The organism is Qipengyuania pacifica, from assembly GCF_019711555.1.
Classification (GTDB): Bacteria; Pseudomonadota; Alphaproteobacteria; order Sphingomonadales; family Sphingomonadaceae; genus Qipengyuania; species Qipengyuania pacifica.
Map to the genome: position 1 here is coordinate 502,560 of NZ_JAIGNQ010000001.1, position 22,385 is coordinate 524,944.

A 22,385-nucleotide genomic window follows, 5' to 3' on the forward strand; every position below is an offset into this window, starting at 1 on the left:
TGTCGCTAGCTGGTATTTGCCGAAAAAATTCCCGACGGCCCGCCCTCGGAAGATATTTACCCAATGACCGTCGCGGATAGAAAAAAGGGCACCGACCGTTCCCGGTGGTGCCCCTTCATCGATTGCAGGTTTGATCAGCCCTTGGTTTCGTCGGCGCCTTCCGGCGTATCGGCTTCGGGTTTTTTCGGAGCCGACTTGCGTTTCGGGGCGGCCTTTTTCTTGGCCGCTGGTTTTTTCTTCGCCTTGGGCGGGGCGGGGGTCAGTTCGAAGGACGGTTTGCCGTCTTTCATCGTTACCGACACCTCGCCGCCATCGGCCAGTTTGCCGAACAGCAGTTCTTCGGCGAGAGGCTGCTTGATCTTCTCCTGAATCAACCGGCCCATCGGACGGGCACCATAGAGGCGGTCGTAACCCTTGTCCGCCAGCCAGGACCGGCTTTCCTTGTCGAACTGGATGTCGACATTCTGTTCGGCCAGCTGGAGTTCGAGCTGGAGAATGAACTTGTCGACCACGCGGCCCACCGTCGATTTGCCGAGATAGGCAAATGGCACGATCGCATCGAGCCGATTGCGGAATTCCGGCGTGAACATCCGCTTCACCGCTTCTTCGCTCGCATCTTCCTTGCTGACATCGCCGAAGCCGATACCGCTGCGCGCCATGTCGGCTGCCCCGGCATTGGTGGTCATGATCAGCACGACATTGCGGAAATCGACCGTCTTGCCGTGATGGTCGGTCAGGCGGCCATTATCCATCACCTGCAGCAGGATGTTGAACAGGTCGGGATGCGCCTTCTCGATCTCGTCGAGCAGCAGCACGCAATGCGGGTTCTGGTCGACTGCATCGGTCAGCAATCCGCCCTGATCGTAGCCGACATAGCCCGGAGGCGCACCGATCAGCCGCGAAACGCTGTGGCGTTCCATATATTCGGACATATCGAAGCGCTTGAGTTCGATCCCCATGATGGAGGCAAGCTGGCGGGCGACTTCGGTCTTGCCGACGCCGGTGGGGCCGGAGAACAGGAAAGAGCCGATCGGCTTGTCCGGATCCCGCAGCCCTGCACGGCTGAGCTTCATCGCGGTAGACAGCTTGTGCACCGCCGCATCCTGCCCGAAAACCACATGCTTCAGGTCGCGTTCGAGATTCTCGAGCGCCTTCTTGTCGTCGCTCGATACCGACTTGGGAGGAATGCGCGCCATGGTCGCGATAACCGCTTCGATTTCCCTGGCGGTGATCTTCTTCTTGCGGCGGCTGGGGGCCACGAGCATCTGCATCGCGCCGACTTCGTCGATCACGTCGATCGCCTTATCGGGCAGTTTGCGATCATTGATGTAGCGCGCCGACAATTCCACCGCGGTTTTCAGCGCATCGACCGTGTAGGTCACCTTGTGGTGATCCTGGAATGCGGACTTCAGACCCTTCAGGATCTTGATCGTATCCTCGATCGTGGGTTCGTTCACATCGATCTTCTGGAAGCGCCGCAGCAGGGCGCGGTCCTTTTCGAAGTGATTGCGGAATTCCTTGTAGGTGGTCGATCCGATGCAGCGGATCGCACCGCTGGACAATGCGGGCTTGAGCAGGTTCGAGGCGTCCATCGCCCCGCCGCTGGTCGCACCGGCACCGATCACGGTATGGATTTCGTCGATGAACAGGATCGCTTCGGGCATGCCTTCGAGTTCGTTCACGACCTGTTTGAGCCGTTCTTCGAAGTCGCCGCGATAGCGGGTACCGGCAAGCAGCGCGCCCATATCGAGCGAATAGATCACTGCATCCTGCAGCACTTCGGGCACGTCGCCTTCCACGATCTTGCGGGCGAGACCTTCGGCGATCGCCGTTTTGCCGACACCCGGATCGCCGACATACAGCGGATTGTTCTTGCTCCGGCGGCAGAGAATCTGGACGGTGCGGTCGACTTCGGGGCCGCGGCCGATCAGCGGATCGATCCGTCCGTCTTCGGCCTTCTTGTTGAGATTGACCGTGAACTGGTCGAGCGCGGTTTCCTTCTTGCCCTTTTCGCCGGCCTTTTCCTCGGCCTGCGATTCGCCGCCTTCCGCGCCGTCGGGTGGCCGGTTTTCGATCTGCTTGCCGCCCTTGCCGATGCCGTGGCTGATGAAGCTGACGGCATCGAGCCGGCTCATGTCCTGCTGTTGCAGGAAATAGACGGCGTAGCTGTCGCGTTCGGAAAACAGGGCGACGAGTACGTTGGCCCCGGTCACCGTATCCTTGCCGGAAGACTGCACATGCAGGATGGCGCGCTGGATGACGCGCTGGAAACCGGCGGTTGGCTGCGGGTCGGCGCTCTCGTCCGACTGCAGCGACTGGTATTCCTGTTCGAGATACTGCTTCACCACGGCCGTCAGTTCGCTCAGATCGACGCCGCACGCATTCATCACCTGCGCGGCATCGTCATCGTCGATGAGCGCGAGAAGGAGATGCTCCAGAGTCGCGTACTCGTGATGGCGCTCGCCTGCGTCGGTGAGCGCTGCGTGGAGGGTCTTTTCGAGGTTGGCTGCAAAGCTGGGCATTCAGTTGTCTTTCTTGGGCGACTCGCTTGGGGCGAACTGGAAACAGCCTACGGGCCGGAGGTTAGCCATTGCTGTATGCATGGCGAATATGGGTGCGGAGCCGGAAAATATCAGCCCCCGCATCGCCAACTATTCCTTTCGCCCGAACAACGCTTCTGCCGCATCGCGGTGGGCAGCGGCGGAGAGGCGGTGTTTCTCGACGCGGACGATTTCGGATTCGAGAAGCCTGATCCGCTCCTGCAGTTCGTCCTGCGAATAAGGGCCGAGGTCTTCGGTGGCGAGCTTGCTCGCGGCATCGCCTCGGGGGCGTGGACGGTCATCGTCATCCATCGATTGGCAATCTCGCAAGGATGCCCGGTTGCTGTCAACGGGTACGAACGGTATTGCACCGCAAAAGTGGCAGTAGCGCCACTATGACCAGACAGATAACGGGGGCGCGAGTGGCAGCCGATTTGCCCGAGACGATGACCGCAATGGGCTTTGACGATCCGGGAGGCCCGGATGTTTTGCGTCCCGAAACATTGCCGGTGCCCGAACCGGGCGAGAATCAGGTTCTCATCCGCGTATCCCATGCCGGCATCAACCGGCCCGATGTGATCCAGCGGCAGGGCTTCTACCCGCCGCCGCCGGGCGCTTCGCCCATTCCGGGGCTCGAAGTGTCGGGCACGGTGGTGGCCGTCGGCAAGGGCGCAGCGCCCGAACTGATCAATCGGCGGGTCTGCGCCCTGGTGTCGGGCGGCGGCTATGCGGAATATTGCCTCGCCCATTCGGCCCATTGCCTCCACGTTCCCGAAACGATGAGCATGGCCACGGCTGCGGCCATTCCGGAAACGCTGTTCACGGTGTGGCACAACGTCTTCGAACGCGGCTGGGCGAGCGATGGCGACACGCTGCTCGTGCATGGCGGCACCAGCGGGATCGGCACCATGGCGATCCAGCTCGCCAAGGCATTCGACATCACGGTGATCGCAACCGCGGGGAGCGAGGAAAAGTGCCAGGCGATCCGCGACCTTGGGGCGGATCTCGCCATCAATTACAAAAGCCAGGATTTCGTGGAGGAGGTGAAGGCCTTCACCGGCGGCAAGGGCGTCAATGTGGTGCTGGACATGGTGTCGGGCGACTATGTCGCGCGCAATATCGAATGCCTGGCCGATGATGGGCGCCATGTGACCATCGCCGTGCTGGGCGGCCTCAAGGCCGAAATCAACATGGCGACCGTGATGCGCAAGCGCCTGTCGCTGACCGGCTCCACGCTTCGGCCGCGCTCCGACGATTTCAAGGCATTGCTGGCCGACGAAATCCACAATCACGCCTGGCCTTTGTTCGAGGATGGCACCATCGCGCCCGTCATGGACAAGATTTTCCCGCTGACCGAAGCGGGGGCGGCCCATGCCCGCATGGAGGGCGGCGATCATATCGGAAAAATCGTGCTGGAGGTCGCCGAAAGCTGACGCGCAATCGTCGCAATGTCGCCATTCCGTAACGGCACTGTGAATCGCCTGTAACAATCATGGGCTAGGGCATACCCGACAGTGATCGGGGGTCTGGCCCATGAACGATTTGCCCAAACACTTCGACGCCGCCCACAAGGTGGCGAATTTTCCATCGATCAGGCCCAGCGTGCCGGAGCGCACGCTGGGGGAACGGCGCCGCTTCCGCACGATCTGGATCAGCGACGTCCATCTCGGCACCAAGGGGTGCAATCACGAACTGCTGATCGACTTTCTCGACCACACCGACAGCGAAACCATGTATCTGGTCGGCGACATCATCGATGGCTGGCGGCTAAAGAAGAAGTTTTACTGGCCGGCCGAACATAACGACATCGTGTGGCGCATTCTCAAGCGCGCCAAGCGCGGTACGCGTATCGTCTATATCCCGGGCAATCACGACGAGATGATCCGCCCCTTCGCTGGCATGAACTTCGGCGGGGTGGAGATCATGCGTGCCGCCTTCCACGAAACCGCCGACGGTCGGCGCCTGATGGTGCTGCACGGCGATGAATTCGATACCATCATGCTGGCGCATCGCTGGCTCGCCTTCATCGGCGATGCCGCATATCACCTGATGATGAAGCTCAACAATTGGGTGGCCAGCCTGCGCAAACGGCTGGGCCTGCCCTATTGGTCCATTTCCCGCGCGGCCAAGCACAAGGTCAAGAACGCGGTCGAGTTCATTTCCAAATACGAGGAAGTGGTTGCCCGCGCAGCCGCCGAACGCGGCGTCGACGGGGTGGTATGCGGCCACATTCACACCGCGGAATTTCGCGACTTCGACGGCGTCGAATACTGGAACGATGGCGATTGGGTCGAAGGATGCAATGCGCTGGTCGAACATTTCGACGGAAGCATGGAAATCCTCAACTGGCCCGAAGAAGTCGCGCGGCGCGACGCCGGGCGTCATGACGTCGCCGTGACGGTGCCCGAGGCTGCATGACCCTGATGCAATCCATTCCCGGGCCGGCCCGGTCGATTGCTCCCCAGACCCCGCAGCGCATCGCCATCATCACCGATGCCTGGCACCCGCAGATGAACGGTGTCGTGCGCACGCTGTCGACGACGTGCGAGCAATTGCGCGAGGATGGCCACGAGGTGATGGTGGTCTCTCCCGATCAGTTCGCCAGCATTCCCTGTCCGACCTACCCGGAAATCCGCCTTGCCTTCACCAGGCCGGGGGCTGTCGCCAGTCTTCTGCGATCCTTCGCGCCCGAGGCCATCCATATCGCCACCGAAGGCCCGCTCGGCATGACGGCACGGCGCTATTGTGCCAGGCATTCGATCTGCTTCACCACCGCCTATCATACGCAATTTCCGGATTATCTGGCGAAACGCACGCGCCTGCCCGCGCAATGGTTCTGGCGCTATATCCAGTGGTTCCACCGCCCGGCGAAACGTGTGCTCGTCGCTACAGAAAGTATCAGCGACGAACTGCGCGCGCATGGCCTGACACGGCTTCATCGCTGGAGCCGCGGGGTCGATCTGTCCTGTTTTACGCCCGACGCACCGCCGCCGCCCGAATTCGCCGAACTCCCCAAGCCGATCCAGCTCTATGTCGGCCGGGTCGCCGTGGAAAAGAACATCGAAGCATTTCTCGCAGGCAGCTATCCCGGCACCAGGGTGGTGGTCGGCGATGGTCCGGCGCTGGCTTCCCTGAAGGCGCGATATCCCGATGCGCATTTCCTCGGGCCTCGCACGGGCCGCGAACTGGCCGGCTGTTATGCGGCAGCCGACGTCTTCGTCTTCCCCAGCAGGACGGATACGTTCGGCCTCGTGATGATAGAGGCGCTGGCCTGCGGAACGCCGGTCGCCGCCTATCCCGTGGCAGGGCCATGCGACATCATAACGGACGATGTCGGTGCAATTTGCGATGATCTCGACCGCGCCATAGCCGCGGCGCTGTTCTGCGACCGGAAAGCCTGCGCTGCCTATGGTGCGGGCTTCACCTGGGCTAGTGCGACAGGGCAGTTTCTGAACGGTCTCGCCGCGTTCGACGCGGAAGAACTGCCCATCGTCTAGCGAAACGCTTGCCGAATCCGGGACTGTCGCCTACATCGGCAAGGTAACGGCCGTCCCGCGAGGGGCGGCCCTTCTATTTTCGGATACGAGAAAAGGCACATTCATGGCCGACCAACCCACACCGCTGATGCCGCATGCGACCGCCACCTGGCTGGTCGACAATACCGGCCTCTCCTTCGAACAGATCGCTGAATTCTGCGGTCTGCACATCCTCGAAGTACAGGCCATGGCCGACGATCTGGCGGGCAGCAAATATACCGGGCGCGATCCCGTCCATTCGGGCGAACTGACGCTGGCCGAAATCGAAAAGGGCCAGGCGGACAGCGACTATCGCCTGAAGATGCAGCGCGCTCCGGTGGCAGTCAGCCGGACCAAGGGGCCGCGCTACACCCCCGTTTCCAAGCGTCAGGACAAGCCCGACGGCATCGCCTGGATCCTTCGCAATCATCCGGAAATCTCGGATGCGCAGATCGGCAAGCTGATCGGTACCACCCGCAATACCATCGGCGCCATCCGCGAACGCAGCCACTGGAACATCCAGAACATCCAGCCCAAGGATCCGGTTACGCTCGGCCTGTGTTCGCAGCGCGAACTCGACGCCGTCGTTGCCAAGGCCGCGAAAAACCTGCCGGTCAGCGAAGAAGAAAACGAAGCGCTGCCCGTCGAGGTCAAGGGTTCGAGCGATCGGGAAAAGCTGATCGAAGAACTGCGCGCCGAACGCGATGCCAACGAAAAGGCCGCTGCCGAAGCCGCGCAGGAAGCGGAAGCGGCAGCCTGGCTCGAAGCGAAACGCGTGTCGCAGGAAGCCGGCGAAGGCGAGACTACCGACGAAGCCTGAGCTCGTCTGTCTGAAGAGTTGACGAAGGCGGGGGAAGCAGCGGCTTCTTCCGCCTTTTTGCTTGCCTTTATAGCACAATACTCCATGCTACTGACATGGATGTAAGCAAGCTGCCGAACCATCACCCGACTGCATGGGATACGCATTTCGAAGCGATGTCCCTGCCCGATATGTTCGGGCGCAGCGCCAAGGCATCGCCGCAGGCACCGCTGCTGCATTTTCTCGGGCGTACCTATCGATATTCCGAACTCTATGCCGATGCGCAGACATTTTCACGCGCGCTGCACGCACGCGGTATCGGCGAAGGGGATCGCGTCGGCCTGTTTCTGCCCAATGTGCCGAGCTACATCGCTGCCTATTACGGGGCGATGATGGCCGGTGCGGTGGTGGTCAATTTCTCTCCACTCTACACGGTGGACGAACTCGCGCAGCAGGTGGCGGATTCGGGCACGCGGCTTCTGGTGACCGTCGATGTGCCTGAACTCTATGCCACCGCCACCAAGGTGCTGCGCGGATCGGCGCTCGAAACTCTGGTTGTCAGCTCGCTGGCGAAGATGCTGCCGACGCTGAAGGGAATTGCGCTGCGGCTCTTCGCGCGTAGCAAGGTTGCCAGGGTCGACTATGGTCGTGACATTCTACGCTGGAACGACTTGCTCGACGAAGGGGCGCGGCTGGAGGGCGGCGTTGCTGCGCAAGATCCCCACGCGCTGGCGCTTCTGCAATATACCGGCGGGACAACCGGGACCCCGAAAGGGGCCATGCTCACCCATGCGAATCTGTCCATCAACGCCCAGCAGACTGCGGGCCTGAACCCGTTTGGCGATCCGGCAGGCGAAGTCCTCATGGGGGCGCTGCCCTTCTTCCATGTTTTCGCCAATACCACGCTTCTCAACCATGCCGTGCTGACGGGGGCGTCAATCGCCATGGTTCCGCGCTTTGAAACCAAACAGGTCCTCGAAACCATCGAAAAATACGGCGCGACCGGGTTTCCAGGCGTGCCGACCATGTTCCAGGCATTGGTCGATCATCCCGATCTGGCCAAGACGGATCTCTCGACGCTCAAGGTCTGCATATCGGGCGGCGCGCCGCTGCCCGGACCGTTGCGCGAGAAATTCGAAGCGGCCACCGGCGTGCGGCTGGTCGAAGGATATGGGCTGACCGAAAGCTCCGGTGTCGTTTCGGCAAATCCTTACGAAGGCATGCGCAAGCCGGGCACGATCGGGCAGGTCGTGATGGGCACCGAAGTCCTCCTGCTCGACAAGGAAGATCCCACAGTCATCGCACCCGATGGGGAGCCGGGCGAACTGGCGATCCACGGTCCGCAGGTGATGCAGGGCTATTGGAACAGGCCCGAAGCGGCAAAGGACGTATTCGTCGAACACCACGGCAAAAGCTGGCTGCGCACCGGCGATGTGGCTACGCTGGATGAAGACGGCTTTCTGGAAATCGTCGATCGCATCAAGGACATGATCGCCGTGGGCGGTTTCAAGGTTTTTCCCAGCCAGGTCGAAGACGTCCTGCTCGAACATGAAGCCGTCAAGGAAGCGCTCGTGATCGGGCGGCCCGATGGCTATCGCGGCGAAGTACCCGTGGCCTATGTCACGCTCGAAAACGGGGGTGAGGCGACCGGGCCACAGCTGCGTGAATGGCTCAATGCGCGTGTCGGCAAGCACGAACGCGTTGCCGAAGTCGTCATACGGGATGAACTGCCCAAGACGATGATCGGCAAGCTCGATCGCAAGGCTTTGCGGGCCGAAGTCCTAAACTGACGCGTGTCTGCAGTCGGATAAGAAAAGGCCGCCCCACGCATCTGCGCGGGCGGCCTTTCTGTTTTCTGGAAATAAGCTCTCAGCCGGCGACGGTGAGCTCGGGCTTTGTGCCGCCTTGCGGGGCTGCGGACGCCTTGGCTTTCGTATCGCGGTGGGCGAACCGGCCTTCGACCTGTGCTCCCTGTTCGATGGTCAGCGCGTCGTAGAAAACGTCGCCCATGATCCGCGCGGATTTCAGGATTACCAGTTCGCGCGCGGTGATCGATCCCTCGACAGTGCCGGCCAGCCGGGCCGACTCGGCCTTGATCGCGCCTTTAACGGTGCTGGTTTCGCCCTGCACCAGAGAGGAACAGGCGATGTCGCCTTCGACCGAACCATCGATATGCAGATCGGCCGATGCCTGGATGTCGCCCGTGATCGTCAGATCGGACCCGAGGACGGAGAAGGTGGAATTGCTCTTGCTGGCCATACGATCTCTTCCCGGATTAGCTGGCGGAGTCGAGCTGGGAAGTTCGTCGGATTTCTTCGAGAACATGGGGGGCTGTCTCCAGAAAGGTGCGCGGATTGACCGCACGGTTGTTGATTCGCACCTCGAAGTGCAGATGCGGGCCGGTGGAACGGCCGGTAGACCCGATCGCACCGATCGTCTGCCCGGCTTCGACCGTCTGACCGACCTTCGCGTTGAATTTCGACATATGGGCATAACGGGTCATCAGCCCGTTACCGTGGCTGATTTCCACTACATTGCCATAGCCCGACTTGCGACCGACAAAGCTGATGCGGCCATCGGATGCGGCGTAGATCGGCGTACCTGTCGGCCCGCGGAAATCGAGACCCTTGTGCATGGCGGCGACGCCGGTGAACGGGTCGCGGCGATAGCCGTAGCTCGATGTTACCATCTGGACATTGGCCGGGGCGACCTGCGGTACGCCGTCAAGGCCGCGCTCGAGCGCATCCATGCGGGCAATCGAAAGACCGAGACGTTCGAAGCGCGGATCGATGGTATCGCCGGCGCCGGTCGTCAGTTTCTCGAGCGGACCACCCATCGCGCCGCGATCGGCATTGCGGATCATCGAATCGGGATTGAGGCCCAGTTTCTTGAGCGCGGCTGCGGCGCGCTGTGAACGCCAGTCGGCATAACGCGTAAGGCCCTCGACGAAAGCCAACTGACGCGCTTCGATCCGCGCCAGCCGTCCGGCTTCGGGAATGGATACGCTGACCTTGTCCACCATAGCCGCCGCTTCACCCGACGAATCGCTGACGTTCTGTACCGCTTTCACGTCCTCTGGCAACGAGGCGACCATGTCCTCGATGAATTCCTGCCGTTTGACGAGGTCGCTTGCGACGGCGTCGATGTCGTTGCGATAGGCGTCCACGCGCTCGGTCGCAGTTGCCACCTTCGCTTCGCGGTCCAGCAATGACAGCCGGTCGGCTGTGGCGCGATATTGGGTCCAGCCCGCAACGGCCATCGATGTCATCCAGATAACGAAGACGGCCAGCGCAATAGCGGCGGCCGTCATCTGCAATCTCGACGATATGGTGATGAAGCGGACCTGGCCTTCCGATCGCATGAAAAATTCGCGGTCCGGGAACCAGCCGCGCACACGGTTCCCCCAGCCAGTGGTGGCAAATGGTTTGCTCAAAACGACCCGTCCCTTATGGTCTTTAACGTCCCGGGCGTGTCGCTAGCGAAAGATGTTAATGAAATCGAATCGAGGTTCCCGAAGAATCCACGAGTCGAACCCTGAACGGGACGAGTGGTTTCGCCGCGCACAAATTTTCGAACAAGTCCGTGAACTAAACCCTGCACTAATGCTTTACGCGAACCATCGATTCGCTGCGGTCAGGGCTGTCATTCGTTCGCTTGTGTTTCCTGAACGAGACAGGTTCCCGGTTTGACTGGCATCCGCAAACGGATCGGCCTGCTGGGGGGCAGCTTCAATCCGGCACATGGCGCCCATCGGCGTATTTCGCTGTTCGCGCTACGCTCGCTGCGGCTCGATGAGGTCTGGTGGCTGGTATCCCCCGGCAATCCGCTCAAACCGGCAGAAGGGATGGCGCCGCTCGCCACCCGTGTGCTCTCGGCGATGGCGCAAGCGAAACGGGCGCGTATCCGCGTGACGGCGATCGAACGCGAACTGGGCACGCGGTACACCGCGGACACATTGAAAGCCCTCACGCGGCGATACCCGAAACGGGAGTTCGTCTGGCTGATGGGCTCGGACAATCTGGCGCAGTTCCATCGCTGGCGCGACTGGCGCGGCATTGCACGCACGATGCCGATTGCGGTTATCGCCAGGCCCGGCTATGATGCCGCTGCTATCGCGAGCCCCGCGATGGCCTGGCTGAGGCGCTTTTCGGTACCTCTTCCCAGCTTTGTGAATAGGGGCGAATGGAGCGCACCGGCACTGGTGACATTGCGTTTCGATCCCGATGAAAGATCGGCCACGGCCATCCGCCGTGCTGATCCCGATTGGGCTTTACGCTATGCCGGGCCGTCTCCGAGGGACCAGCTGACGCATCGAAGGATACCGTCCGGGGAGGAAACCACCGCGCCATGATGCGCGTTGTATCCTTCATGGCCCAAGCCTCTCAAATCAGGAGTAACATATTCGCCTATGACTCAGGCGCAAACCAGCCCGGCTTCTTCCGGGACTGCTTCGGCAAAGGTGATTGCCTTGGCTGATGCAAAATCCGATCCGCTGCTCAAGCTTGTGCTTGAACAGCTCGATGATGATCAGGCTCAGGAAGTCGTGACCATCGATCTCGAAGGGAAAAGCTCCATTGCCGATCACATGGTGATCGCATCGGGCCGCTCGACCCGTCAGGTCGCCGCGATGGCTCAAAAGCTTGCCGAAAAGGTGAAGCAGGAAGGCTTTGGCCCGGTTAAGCTCGAAGGGCTGCCAGCTGCAGACTGGGTGCTGATCGATGCAGGCGATGTCGTCGTCCACATCTTCCGCCCGGAGGTTCGCAGCTTCTACAATCTGGAGCGTATGTGGGCATTCGGTGATGCGCCGCCCGTCGCCGGGATGGCATAATCACCGTCCCGTTTTCGAGATAGAGACCGGGACCAAGTACCCTCATTAAAGATAGCTCCACGGGGGGCGTTGCCTGGCATTGCCGGGTTCGAATGGGCCGAGTCTGCCACCAATTCGGGAGCGTTGATCATTCTGCTTCATGTCATCGCTCGCGGAAAAATTGCGCGCTCGCCCGAGGCTGAACTTGTCGCGCGCTATGAGAAGCGGCTGACATGGCCGGTGAAATTCACCGAACTGCCCGAAACCGGGGGCCGCATTCCCGAGCCGCAGACACCGTACAAGACCGTCCTTCTCGATGAGCGCGGGAAAGATCTCCCATCCGAAGATCTGGCGGACATTCTCGGACGCTGGCGGGACGACGGTATGCGCGAATGCCGCTTCATACTGGGCGCCGCCGACGGGCATTCCGAAGACGAGCGCAGCCAGGCCGACTTGCTGCTCGCCTTCGGCAAGGCGACTTGGCCGCATCTGCTTGCTCGCGCCATGCTGGCGGAGCAACTCTATCGCGCTACGACTATCATTGCCGGTCACCCCTATCATCGCAGCGGCTGATCGGGCAGGACGGACGCCATGAGGTGCCGCTTCGCCGTCATTGCCGCATTTGCCGTCGCAGGCCTACTGGGCCTGCCTGCGATTGCGCAGGCACCCTCTCGGTTCGACAGCGCAGATGAAGCGCGCGCGGCGCTCGATGCTGCGCGCCAGCAGCAGCGCAACGCCCGCGCGCGCAGCGAAAGGCTGGAACGCGAGGCGGCCAGTTCGCGCGAGACGTCGGCCAAGGCCCGCGCTGATGCGGCTGCGCTCGCGGCGAGGGTGCAGCAGGCAGAGGCATCGATTGCTGCTGCTGAAGCCCGTCTGGCGCTTACCGATCGCGAAAGACGACTGCTGGATCGACGCCTGTCGGCGCGGCGGGCTCCGCTCGTTCGCCTGACCGGGGCGCTCCAGTCGATGTCGCGCCGCCCGTTGGCGTTATCCGCGCTGCAATCCGGTTCATTACGCGACCTTGTCTATACGCGCGCCGTGCTCGACAGCACGATACCTGTAATTCGCAATCGCACAGCGGCATTGCGGGGAGATCTCGACAGAGCCAAATCGCTTCAGGCCGAAGCACGCCAGGCCGTGGCCGATCGGCGAGACAGCGAAGCGGCGCTGATCCAGCGCCGCAAGCAGCTCACGGCTTTGGCGGAAAGCGAACGGCTAAAGGCAAGGCGCGCTGCCGGAGGTGCCGATCGTGAAGCGCAGCGGGCCCTGGTCCTGGCGGAACAGGCGATCGATCTCGATCAGCTCGTGGGGCGGCTCGAAGTGGCCGGAGCGCTCCGCACCCGGCTTGCTGCTTTGCCGGGGCCATTGCCGCGGCCCGCCGATCCGCGGACGGCGCGCGTTTCTTCTGCCCCGTCGCCGCGGCCAAGCGCCACTGAACCGCCCACGCAGTACCAATTGCCGGTCGCGGGCAAGATCGCGGCCGGTTTCGGAGAGGCAGCGGCCAGCGGACAACGGCAGGCGGGGATTGTATTGTCGGCGCGCCCACGCGCGCTGATCGTCGCCCCGGGCGCGGGCAGGATTGCGTTTGCCGGCCCTTATCGGGGATTCGGTAGGATCGTGATTGTCGAGCATGCAAATGGGTGGATCAGCCTCGTGACGGGTCTCGGGACGCTCGATGTCGATGTGGGGCAAAATGTGGGTGCAGGGTCGCCGCTCGGCCTTGCACCGGCAGCGCCGGGCGAGGTCACGCTTGAGCTCAGGCAGGATGGGGAACCGGTGAACCCGCTCGACCATTTGCGGTGACACGCTGGCGATAAATCGCTCCATGCCGGGTTGGTAGCAATGCTCATCTGGCATTCAGCGCAGACAGACTATAGATTGCGGGCGCAAAGGAGTTGTTCCGCCAATGAAATTCGCCGCCCTGGCCCGTTCGGCCGCCCTCGTGACCGCCGTGGCGCTAATCCCTGCGACTACCGCCAGCCTTGCGCAGGTCGATGGCCGTGCCGGTCCCGAATTCGCCAAGGTTCTGGCGGTGTATCAGCGCATCAAGGCCAGTTATGTGGAGCCGGTCGAAGACGACGTGCTCATTCGCGGCATGATCGATGGCATGCTGTCCTCGCTCGATCCGCACTCCGGCTATCTCGACGGCAGCGATCTCCAGCGCCTCGAAACGATGATCGACGGTAATTATTCCGGCCTCGGACTTTCCGTTGTCGAGGACGATGGTGCCGTGAAGATCATTTCGCCGTTCCGCGGCAGCCCCGCCGACAAGGCCGGTCTCAAGGCGGGCGACTACATCACTCATCTCGATGGCAAGTTCATCGTTGGCCAGTCGCTCGATGAGGCAGTGGCGCAGATGCGCGGTCCCGAAGGTTCGTCGATCCAGCTGACGATATTCCGGCCCGGTCGGGATGAACCTTTCGATGTGTCGGTGACTCGCGGCGTGATCGAGCTCGAGCCGGTCACCTGGGAGCTTGAGGATGGCAATATCGGCCACATCATGGTCAACGAATTTTCGCGCGATGTGGGCAGTGACGTGTTCGGAGCATGGGAAGACCTTCAGAAGAACGCTACGGGCCGCCTGAACGGCCTGGTGCTCGACCTACGCTCCAATCCCGGCGGTTCGCTGGATGAGGCGGTCGCGCTATCCGATCTCTTTCTCAGCGACGGCCGTATCGTCTCCCAGCGCGGCCGGGCGCGGGGCGAAAACATTTCCTACGATGCGGAAACCGTCTTCCGCGGCGATATTGCCGAGGGTCTGCCCATCGTCGTGCTGATCGATGCCGGCTCGGCTTCGGCCTCCGAAATCGTCGCTGGGGCGTTGCAGGATCATCGCCGGGCCGTCGTCATGGGGCAACGCAGCTTCGGCAAGGGCAGCGTCCAGTCGCTGCTACCGCTCGGCAATGATGCCGCGCTCAAGCTCACGACGGCGCGCTATTACACTCCATCGGGCCACTCGGTTCAGGAAGGCGGGATCACGCCCGATATCGCCGTGCCGCAGCTGTCCGATCCCGATCTGGCAAAGCGCGCTCGTTTCCAGATGCGCGAATCGGACCTGCGCGGGCACCTGGTCAACGAAATCGGTCTTGCCGACGAGGCGATCGAAAAGGACATGCGCGAAGACCCGCGCTTCCAGCAGACCGCCGAAGAGCTGAAGGAAAAGGGTATCGAGGATTTCCAGCTGCATTACGCACTGGAAACACTGCGCCGTACCAGCCCCAAGAGCATTGCCGCCCGCGCCAAATAAGGTACACCGCGGCTCCATGAGCCTTTCGCAGCACGTTCGTCTCGCCCGCGTCCTGGCGCTCGCCGTTCCAGCCTTGCTGCTGGGCGGCGCCTATCTGTCGCAATATGGTTTCGGGCTATATCCTTGCGAGATGTGCTGGTGGCAGCGCTGGCCGCATTTCGCCGCCGTGGCGCTTGCTTTGATGGCTTATGCCATTGCCCCAGTTCGTTTGTGGACCGGTCTTGCCGCTCTGGCCATTCTGATTTCGGGCGGGATCGGGCTGTTTCATGCGGGCGTCGAATATGGCTGGTGGCAGGGTGTGACATCCTGTGCGGTGGTGACGGGGGGCGGCACAGGCAACGCGCTAGACGACATCATGAACACGCCGCTGGTCCGATGTGACGAGCCTGCGTGGACCCTCTTCGGCATCAGCCTGGCGGGATATAATTTCCTCATCTCGACTGTGGCGGGGCTTTCCATTCTGGCGCTGCTCGGCAAGGACCGACGTGTATGACAGCAGTTCCCGACCATATCGAACGTATGATTCGCGTCGATCAGGCAGGCGAATTTGGCGCCACCCGCATTTACGCGGGACAATTGGCGGTCATGGGTGATCGTGGCCCGCACTCTGCTGAAATCGCAGGAATGGCCGAACAGGAGGCTGGTCACCGGGCGAAGTTCGATGCGCTCATGGCCGAACGCGGTGTCCGCCCGACGGTGCTTCAGCCCTTCTGGGACAGGGCAGGGTTTGCCTTGGGCGCCGTTACCGCCCTGATCGGACCGGAAGCGGCCATGGCCTGTACCGCGGCAATCGAAACCGAAATCGACGATCATTATTCGAAGCAGCTCGACCGCCTCCACGAGACCGGCGAGGATCCCGAACTCGCGGGAATGATCGAGCAATTTCGCGATGACGAGCGGGAACATCGTGATGCCGCACTAGCCGCCGGAGCTGAACGTGCTCCAGCCTATCCGCTACTGTCCGGGCTGATTCGATTGGGGTGCCGGGCTGCAATCCGTATCTCCGAACGCGTATAACGGGAACCGGCAGGGCCCGGCGCGCGCTTCATAGACAGTTCACCCCGCAGAGCGCTAAGCTCTGCGTACCTATTCGCCGAGAGGACGACCATGTCGAAGCCCCTGATTGCCATCGCCAGCCTTGCGTTTGCTTCCCCCCTAGCTGCACAGGAGCAGGTACCGGAAGCGTCGGATGACAATTACAATATGGTCATCGTCTATGGCGATGATGAATGTCCGCAGAGCACGGCTGATCAGATTGTCGTCTGCGCGCGCAAGGCGGAGAGCGAGCGGTACCGCATTCCTGAAAATCTCCGCTTTTCGGACAGCCCCGATAACAAAGCCTGGGCCGAACGCGTAGAGAGCTTCGAAATGGCCGGGGCGTTCGGAATCATGTCTTGCTCGCCAACGGGCGCTGGCGGCTTTACCGGCTGTACGCAGCAGATGATCGACGCTGCTTATGCCGACAAGGCGAACAATGCCGGTGTGCGCTTCGGTGAAATAATCGCGGCAGAGCGTGCCAAGCGTCTGTCGACGATCGATGAAGACGCCGCCTCCGAGCAGGAACGCGTCGAAATGATCGAGCGTGACTACATGGAACGCCTCGAACGCGAGCGTGCCGCCGAAACGCCGGACGCCTCCGCGCTGCCCCAGCCGAGCAGCAGTGAAGAAGACCCGCAGTAATTTCTATCGCCATTTAACCTTTTGCGGGTAGGCATGCGCGCATGACCGCGCGCCAGAAAATCCTCACCGTCTTCGGCACTCGGCCCGAAGCGATCAAACTGTTTCCCGTGATTCACGCCTTGGCCGACGATGCGCGATTCGAAAGCCGCGTCTGCATTTCCGCTCAGCATCGCGAAATGCTGGACCAGGTGCTGGATATCACCGGCGTCATCCCTGACCACGATCTCGATTTGATGCAGCCGGGCCAGACCCTCGATGCGCTGACCGCACGTGCCCTGCTCGAAATCGGCAAAGTGCTTGATGACGAACAGCCTGATTGGGTGGTGGTGCAGGGCGACACGACCACGGTCTTGGCGGGGGCACTTGCCGCCTACTACCGCAAGATCCCGGTTTGCCATGTCGAGGCAGGCCTGCGCAGTGGCGATATCTACCAGCCATGGCCGGAGGAGGTTAACCGACGTGCAGTCGGGACCTTTGCCACCCTCCATTGTGCGCCGACAGCGACCGCGCAGGCGGCCTTATTGCGTGAGAGCGTCGACCCGAAGAGCGTGCATGTGACCGGGAATACGGTCATAGACGCTATGCATTGGGTCACGAAACATGCCCAGGCGCACCCGGAAATTGCCTCCGGCCTTGCTTCGCTGGAATCCCGCTTCGCCGGCAAACGCATCATCGGCGTAACAAGCCATCGCCGCGAGAATTTCGGTGACGGGATGAGGAGCATAGCTCGAGCTGTTGCACGGATTGCCGCGCGTCCCGATGTGGCGGTCATCTTTCCCGTGCATCTCAATCCGAACGTCCGGGCAGTTATGAACGATGAGCTCAGTGGGCTCGACAATGTCGCCCTGATCGATCCGCTCGACTATCCGCATTTTGCGCGTTTGCTCGATATCAGCCATCTGATGCTAACCGACAGTGGGGGTGTACAGGAAGAAGCGCCTGCGTTGGGGAAGCCGGTGCTGGTCATGCGTGAAACCACCGAACGGCCCGAAGGCGTGGAAGCCGGAACGGCCAGGTTGGTGGGCACAGATGCAGATAAGATTGTCTACGAGACCGAACGGCTGCTTGACGACGACGCGGCTTATTCGGCCATGGCCCGTGCACATAATCCTTTTGGCGATGGGCACTCGGCAGCAAGGATCATCGACCTTCTGGTGCCACGGAAATAGCCGTTACTGTTAAATTTACCACCCGACGCTAGGCATGCTCGGCAAAATTCAGGGACTGAAATACCATGCGTGGTGACATGAAACCGGACGTCTGTGTGATCGGTCTGGGATATATTGGCCTGCCTACTGCTGCGGTCATCGCGCGTGCTGGTTGTCCGGTGCATGGTGTCGATGTGGCACAAGGCGTCGTCGATACGATTAATCGGGGCGAAATTCACATCGAGGAAGTCGATCTGGATGGTCTGGTACAGGCCGTTGTCCAGCGTGGGCTGCTCAAGGCATCGACCGAGGTGGCATCTGCCGACGTGTTCGTCATCGCTGTGCCCACACCTTTCGCAAAGGACGGCAACCACACGCCCGATACGAGTTACGTCATGGCGGCGGCGAGAAAAGTCGCTCAAGTTCTTAAGCAGGGTGACACGGTTATTCTCGAATCGACGTCGCCCGTCGGCACGACCGAAGCGGTGCGTGATTCGATCGCCGCAGTGCGGCCCGACCTGGCCATGCCGGGAATAGCAGAAGGTCGCCCCGACATCAGCATCGCCTATTGTCCGGAACGGGTGCTGCCGGGCAAAATTCTGGAAGAACTGACGCATAACGATCGGTCGATCGGCGGAATTACGCCTCGCTGCGCACGGAAGGCGCTCGCCTTCTACAAACGGTTCGTGAAAGGCGAATGCGTCACGACGGATGCCCGCTCTGCCGAAATGACCAAGCTGGTCGAAAATGCTTTTCGCGACGTCAATATCGCCTTCGCTAACGAGCTTTCCATGATCGCCGACCGGCAGGGGCTCGATGTTTGGGAGGTGATACGTCTCGCCAATCGGCATCCGCGGGTTAACATTCTTACGCCCGGACCAGGTGTGGGTGGTCATTGCATCGCCGTGGATCCGTGGTTCATCGTTCACGGCGCACCCGAGGAAGCGCGGATTATTCGCCAGGCTCGCGAAACGAACGACCTGAAGATGCATCACGTGCTTGCCCGTGCAAGAGCACTGGCCGAAGCCAGCCCTAGTGAGAAAATCGCCTGTCTGGGCCTCGCCTTCAAAGCGAACATCGATGATTTCCGTGAAAGCCCCGCGCGTTATGTGGCGGCATCCCTTGCACGCGAATATGGGGACAGGGTGTGCGTCGTGGAACCTTATGCAGGCGAACTACCGCAGGAATTTGCCGGTACGAACGCGGAACTGGTCGATATCGATACCGCGCTCGAGGAGTGCGGTGTACTCATTGCTCTCGTCGACCACGACGTGTTCAAGGTGATACCCGCCGAGGAACGGCAGGACAGGATTATCTATGACACGCGCGGGATATGGCCTGACGTGGCCTGATCGCGGGATTTACTGGCCCGGGTACCGTTCGAACTGGGGCATTGCCGCGAGATCGGACATGTAATCGAGGCGTTCGGCCGTCTGGATCTGCGCTGCCGGGGGATGAGCCTGCGCGTCATCGAGGGTAGCGGACTGGATGTCCACGATACCCGGCAACATCTGTTCGTTGATGAAATACATACCGGTGCCGCATTGGCCGCAGAAGTGCCGCCAAGAGGCGCCGGAGGAGTTGTAGGAAACCGTTTTTCCTTTGATTACATTGAAGTTTTCGGCAGCAAAGGCCATCCAGGCTGTTGCCGGAGCACTGGATGAGGCGCGGCAATCCCGGCAATGACACAGCGCATGATGCGCCGGATCGCCCGACACCCGATATCGTACTTCACCGCACTGGCATCCACCTTCGAGCATCGCACGTTCTCCCCTGAGTCGAGGCAGAACATACGATGAACGAAAATATCAGACAAGCCCGATGTCGGGCGCGTCTTCCTGCTTCATGCCGACGACATGGTAGCCGGCATCGACGTGATGGGTTTCGCCGGTGACGCCCGAGGAAAGATCGGACAGGAAGTAGAGGCCGGACCCGCCGACATCGTCGATCGTGACATTGCGGCGCAGCGGCGAGTTGAGTTCGTTCCACTTGAGGATGTAGCGGAAGTCGCCGATGCCGCTGGCGGCCAGCGTCTTGATCGGCCCGGCGCTGATCGCGTTGACGCGGATGTTCTGCGGACCCAGGTCGTTGGCGAGATATTTCACCGAGGTTTCCAGTGCGGCCTTGGCCACACCCATGACGTTGTAATGCGGGATGACCTTTTCCGCGCCGTAGTAAGTCAGGGTGAGGATCGAGCCGCCATCGGGCATCATGGCCGCAGCCCGCTGCGCGACCGCGACGAGCGAATAGGCCGAAATGTTCATCGTCATCAGGAAGTTGTCGAGACTGGTGTCGACATATTTCCCGCGCAGTTCGCTCTTGTTCGAAAAACCGATGGCATGAACGACGAAGTCGATCGTTTCCCAGCGCGATCTGAGCGTGTCGAACGCCGTGTCGAGCGCGGACATGTCCGACACATCGCATTCGATGAGGAAATCACTGCCGAGCTGTTCGGCAAGGGGGCCCACGCGCTTCTTCAACGCGTCACCCTGATAGGAAAACGCCAGTTCGGCGCCGTGTTCGCGCAATTGCTTCGCTATTCCCCAGGCCAGCGATTTGTCATTGGCCAATCCCATGATCAGCCCACGCTTTCCTGTCATCAACCCGCTCATTCGGCGTGCTCCTCTTCTTGCATTTCACGGGCCAGAGAAGCCCGGCGGCGTTCGTCTTCCCGCCCGATAAAGTTCATTTCTTCCTCGGGCGTTTCGGCCAAGGCGGCGTTCAGTTCGGCGCCGATAACCACACCCAGCCCGACAAGCCAGAAAAAGAACAGCGCAATCATTACCCCTGCAAGCCCGCCATAGGTCAGGTCGTAGGAGAAGAAGTTGCGCAGCACCGCGGGCATCAAGGTAGTCACGGCGATCCACCACAAAGTGGTGAGCAGGACGCCGGGCCATTTGGGATAGCGCTTGCGCCGGTATTTCGATGGCGTGAGCGAATAGAAGATGAGGTAAAGCGAGCCGAACAGCCCGAGTGCCGGAACGATGCGCGACAGGCGCAGGTCCGACACACGATCAACGAGCTGCGGGAAATAGGCTTCGATCACTTCCTGCGCGGTACCGATGAGGAATTGCGCGATGAGGCTGAGCATCAGCAGGAATACCGCGCCGAGAATTACACCCGAAGAAAGCAGGCGATATTTCCAGAAGGCATGTTCGGCATGGGTGCCATAGGCACGGCGCAGAATATCGCGGATCGTCTCGATCAGGCTGCCCACCGTCCACAGGCCGACCAGCCCGCCGACCCACAAAAGCCAGCCGCTGCGCGCTTCGATCGCGTCGCGGGCGACAGGTTCGATGACATTGCCGACCACGGGCGGCATGGCGCTGAGGACGGCATTGATCGTGGCCGCGCGTTCGGCTTCTTCACCGAAGGCCGAAAAGACCGCCGCCCCGAGGATGAAGAAGGGGAAAATGGCGAGCATCGAGAGGTAGGCGAGGTTGCCCGCGTGGATGAAGCCATCATTATAGGTGCCGACGAGCGTACGCTTTGCCACTTCCCATGCGCGTGTGCCGGGCCCGACCTGATCTTCCAGACGATCGCGCAGGTGACGAGCGTCCTTGCGCCGCTGTTCCGGCGACAGCGAACGAACCTCGCGGTCCTGATCTTCTACCAAGTCCTGCTGCGACAAAAACTAAATCCCGAGCTTGCTGCGCGGATCCCCATCGTCCTTCCACCCATCGAGCCGCTTGGCAAGTTCCGCGAGATCGGCGGGAAGGTGGATTTCGAGAGTCACGAGCTGATCGCCCCGGCTTCCGTTCTTGCGGGTAAAGCCCTTGCCCTTCAGGCGCAGCACGGTGCCGCTGTCGGTACCGGCCTTGATGGTCATCATGACCGGGCCATCGACCGTGGGCACCCGGACCTTGCCGCCGTTCACTGCCTCGTCGAGCGTGATCGGCAGATCGAGCCGCACATCGTCGCCTTCGCGCCGATATACCTTGTGCCGGTCGATCGCGATGGTGACGAGGCCATCGCCCGCGCCGCCGGGACCCTGCTGACCCTTGCCCTTGAGGCGCATCTGCGTGCCGTCTTCGACACCCTTGGGCAGCTTGAGATCGATCGTCTTGCCGTCTGCCAGCGTAATGCGCTGATCCTTCAGCGTCGCTGCATCGGTAAAGGGGACGCGCAGCTTGTAGCCGATATCCGCGCCCTTCTGGGGTGGCTGACGGCGCTGCTGCTGGGCGCCGCCGAAAGGTCCGCCTGCGCCGCCGCGCGGTCCACGCCCGCCAAACAGGCCTTCGAAGATGTCGCCCAGATCGACTTCTTCACCGCCGAAGCCCTGGAAATCTTCCGTCCGGTATCCGCGCTGACCGCCATTGGGGCGAAATCCGCCACCGCCGCCCATTCCCGCAAAGGGATTGGCCGGGTTGCCATCGCCATCGATTTCGCCGCGATCGAATTGCGCGCGCTTGTCCTTGTCGGACAGCAGATCATAGGCGTTGGTCACCTGACTGAAGCGTTCGGCCGCATTGGGATTATCCTTGTTGCGGTCGGGATGCAGTTCCTTGGCGAGCGTGCGATAGGCGCTCTTGATGTCTTTTTCGGACGCGTTACGCGCTATGCCAAGTGTGGAGTAGGGATCGGCCATGGTGTGTTAGCTAATTGCTACGCCATGCGCATGCAAGCGCGCGTGGTTTCCTGCAAAACAT

23 protein-coding genes are annotated in these 22,385 nt (G+C 61.4%); 15 read left to right on the forward strand and 8 right to left on the reverse strand.

Features of this window, described 5'->3' with window-relative positions:
* Positions 1-134: 134 nt before the first annotated feature.
* Positions 135-2,522, reverse strand: a complete 2,388-nt coding sequence (gene clpA / locus K3177_RS02510; RefSeq protein ID WP_103024701.1) for an ATP-dependent Clp protease ATP-binding subunit ClpA — start codon at positions 2,520-2,522, stop codon at positions 135-137.
* Positions 2,523-2,651: 129 nt separating this feature from the next.
* Positions 2,652-2,852, reverse strand: a complete 201-nt coding sequence (locus tag K3177_RS02515; RefSeq protein WP_103024700.1) for a DUF1192 domain-containing protein — start codon at positions 2,850-2,852, stop codon at positions 2,652-2,654.
* Between the two features lie 83 nt (positions 2,853-2,935).
* On the opposite strand from K3177_RS02515, the gene K3177_RS02520 reads away from it, so the two are divergent.
* The 5 genes from K3177_RS02520 to K3177_RS02540 all read left to right on the forward strand — a co-directional run bounded on the left by K3177_RS02520 (position 2,936) and on the right by K3177_RS02540 (position 8,644).
* Positions 2,936-3,973, forward strand: coding sequence for an NAD(P)H-quinone oxidoreductase (locus tag K3177_RS02520; protein ID WP_247714196.1), 1,038 nt, complete (start codon positions 2,936-2,938; stop codon positions 3,971-3,973).
* Between the two features lie 100 nt (positions 3,974-4,073).
* A complete protein-coding gene (locus K3177_RS02525) occupies positions 4,074-4,958 on the forward strand; it encodes a UDP-2,3-diacylglucosamine diphosphatase (RefSeq protein WP_103024699.1) in 885 nt (294 codons plus the stop codon).
* Positions 4,955-6,037, forward strand: a complete 1,083-nt coding sequence (locus K3177_RS02530; protein WP_221596853.1) for a glycosyltransferase family 4 protein — start codon at positions 4,955-4,957, stop codon at positions 6,035-6,037. Before K3177_RS02525 ends, K3177_RS02530 begins: the two co-directional genes overlap by 4 nt.
* A 103-nt stretch (positions 6,038-6,140) precedes the next feature.
* Entirely contained in the window at positions 6,141-6,875 is a 735-nt protein-coding gene (locus K3177_RS02535; protein ID WP_221596855.1) for a DUF1013 domain-containing protein, read from the forward strand.
* 95 nt (positions 6,876-6,970) lie between these two features.
* A complete protein-coding gene (locus K3177_RS02540) occupies positions 6,971-8,644 on the forward strand; it encodes a long-chain-fatty-acid--CoA ligase (protein WP_221596857.1) in 1,674 nt (557 codons plus the stop codon).
* 79 nt (positions 8,645-8,723) lie between these two features.
* On the opposite strand, the gene K3177_RS02545 is transcribed toward K3177_RS02540, so the two are convergent.
* Both K3177_RS02545 and K3177_RS02550 read right to left on the reverse strand, forming a co-directional pair.
* Positions 8,724-9,113, reverse strand: coding sequence for a bactofilin family protein (locus K3177_RS02545; protein ID WP_103024695.1), 390 nt, complete (start codon positions 9,111-9,113; stop codon positions 8,724-8,726).
* Positions 9,114-9,129: 16 nt separating this feature from the next.
* On the reverse strand, positions 9,130-10,287 hold the full coding sequence (locus tag K3177_RS02550) for a M23 family metallopeptidase (RefSeq protein ID WP_397489568.1): 1,158 nt from the start codon (positions 10,285-10,287) through the stop codon (positions 9,130-9,132).
* A gap of 252 nt (positions 10,288-10,539) precedes the next feature.
* Here K3177_RS02550 and K3177_RS02555 point away from each other — a divergent pair, with 252 nt between their 5' ends.
* From K3177_RS02555 to wecC, 10 genes are all read left to right on the forward strand, one after another.
* Positions 10,540-11,205: a nicotinate-nucleotide adenylyltransferase gene (locus K3177_RS02555; RefSeq protein WP_221596859.1), complete on the forward strand. Its 666-nt coding sequence runs from the start codon at positions 10,540-10,542 to the stop codon at positions 11,203-11,205.
* Positions 11,206-11,262: 57 nt separating this feature from the next.
* Positions 11,263-11,682 carry a ribosome silencing factor gene (rsfS, locus tag K3177_RS02560; RefSeq protein ID WP_103024693.1) on the forward strand — a complete coding sequence of 140 codons (420 nt, stop codon included), beginning with the start codon at positions 11,263-11,265 and terminating at the stop codon, positions 11,680-11,682.
* Between the two features lie 129 nt (positions 11,683-11,811).
* The gene (locus K3177_RS02565; RefSeq protein WP_196847981.1) at positions 11,812-12,234 is read left to right on the forward strand and encodes a 23S rRNA (pseudouridine(1915)-N(3))-methyltransferase RlmH; all 423 of its coding nucleotides are present in this window, start codon (positions 11,812-11,814) and stop codon (positions 12,232-12,234) included.
* Between the two features lie 18 nt (positions 12,235-12,252).
* Positions 12,253-13,464, forward strand: coding sequence for a murein hydrolase activator EnvC family protein (locus K3177_RS02570; protein ID WP_221596861.1), 1,212 nt, complete (start codon positions 12,253-12,255; stop codon positions 13,462-13,464).
* Positions 13,465-13,567: 103 nt separating this feature from the next.
* Entirely contained in the window at positions 13,568-14,908 is a 1,341-nt protein-coding gene (locus K3177_RS02575) for a S41 family peptidase (RefSeq protein WP_196847303.1), read from the forward strand.
* A 16-nt stretch (positions 14,909-14,924) separates the two neighbouring features.
* The gene (locus tag K3177_RS02580) at positions 14,925-15,401 is read left to right on the forward strand and encodes a disulfide bond formation protein B (protein ID WP_221596863.1); all 477 of its coding nucleotides are present in this window, start codon (positions 14,925-14,927) and stop codon (positions 15,399-15,401) included.
* Complete coding sequence (locus K3177_RS02585) at positions 15,398-15,925, forward strand: demethoxyubiquinone hydroxylase family protein (RefSeq protein WP_221596865.1); 528 nt, start codon at positions 15,398-15,400, stop codon at positions 15,923-15,925. The genes K3177_RS02580 and K3177_RS02585 overlap by 4 nt, the downstream gene beginning before the upstream one ends.
* 90 nt (positions 15,926-16,015) lie before the next feature.
* Positions 16,016-16,588: a hypothetical protein gene (locus tag K3177_RS02590; protein WP_221596867.1), complete on the forward strand. Its 573-nt coding sequence runs from the start codon at positions 16,016-16,018 to the stop codon at positions 16,586-16,588.
* 41 nt (positions 16,589-16,629) lie between these two features.
* Positions 16,630-17,757, forward strand: coding sequence for a non-hydrolyzing UDP-N-acetylglucosamine 2-epimerase (gene wecB, locus K3177_RS02595; protein ID WP_221596868.1), 1,128 nt, complete (start codon positions 16,630-16,632; stop codon positions 17,755-17,757).
* Between the two features lie 65 nt (positions 17,758-17,822).
* Positions 17,823-19,088, forward strand: coding sequence for a UDP-N-acetyl-D-mannosamine dehydrogenase (gene wecC / locus K3177_RS02600; RefSeq protein WP_282099629.1), 1,266 nt, complete (start codon positions 17,823-17,825; stop codon positions 19,086-19,088).
* Positions 19,089-19,097: 9 nt separating this feature from the next.
* Here wecC and K3177_RS02605 read toward each other — a convergent pair whose 3' ends face one another.
* The 4 genes from K3177_RS02605 to K3177_RS02620 are packed head-to-tail and all read right to left on the reverse strand — an operon-like array spanning position 19,098 to position 22,324.
* Complete coding sequence (locus K3177_RS02605) at positions 19,098-19,496, reverse strand: GFA family protein (RefSeq protein WP_221596872.1); 399 nt, start codon at positions 19,494-19,496, stop codon at positions 19,098-19,100.
* Positions 19,497-19,544: 48 nt separating this feature from the next.
* Positions 19,545-20,348 (reverse strand): enoyl-ACP reductase FabI, encoded by an 804-nt coding sequence (fabI, locus tag K3177_RS02610; protein ID WP_221596874.1) that lies wholly within the window; start codon positions 20,346-20,348, stop codon positions 19,545-19,547.
* A complete protein-coding gene (locus tag K3177_RS02615) occupies positions 20,345-21,367 on the reverse strand; it encodes a YihY/virulence factor BrkB family protein (RefSeq protein ID WP_103024683.1) in 1,023 nt (340 codons plus the stop codon). Before K3177_RS02615 ends, fabI begins: the two co-directional genes overlap by 4 nt.
* A gap of 3 nt (positions 21,368-21,370) precedes the next feature.
* The gene (locus tag K3177_RS02620; RefSeq protein ID WP_221596876.1) at positions 21,371-22,324 is read right to left on the reverse strand and encodes a DnaJ C-terminal domain-containing protein; all 954 of its coding nucleotides are present in this window, start codon (positions 22,322-22,324) and stop codon (positions 21,371-21,373) included.
* Positions 22,325-22,385: the final 61 nt, after the last annotated feature.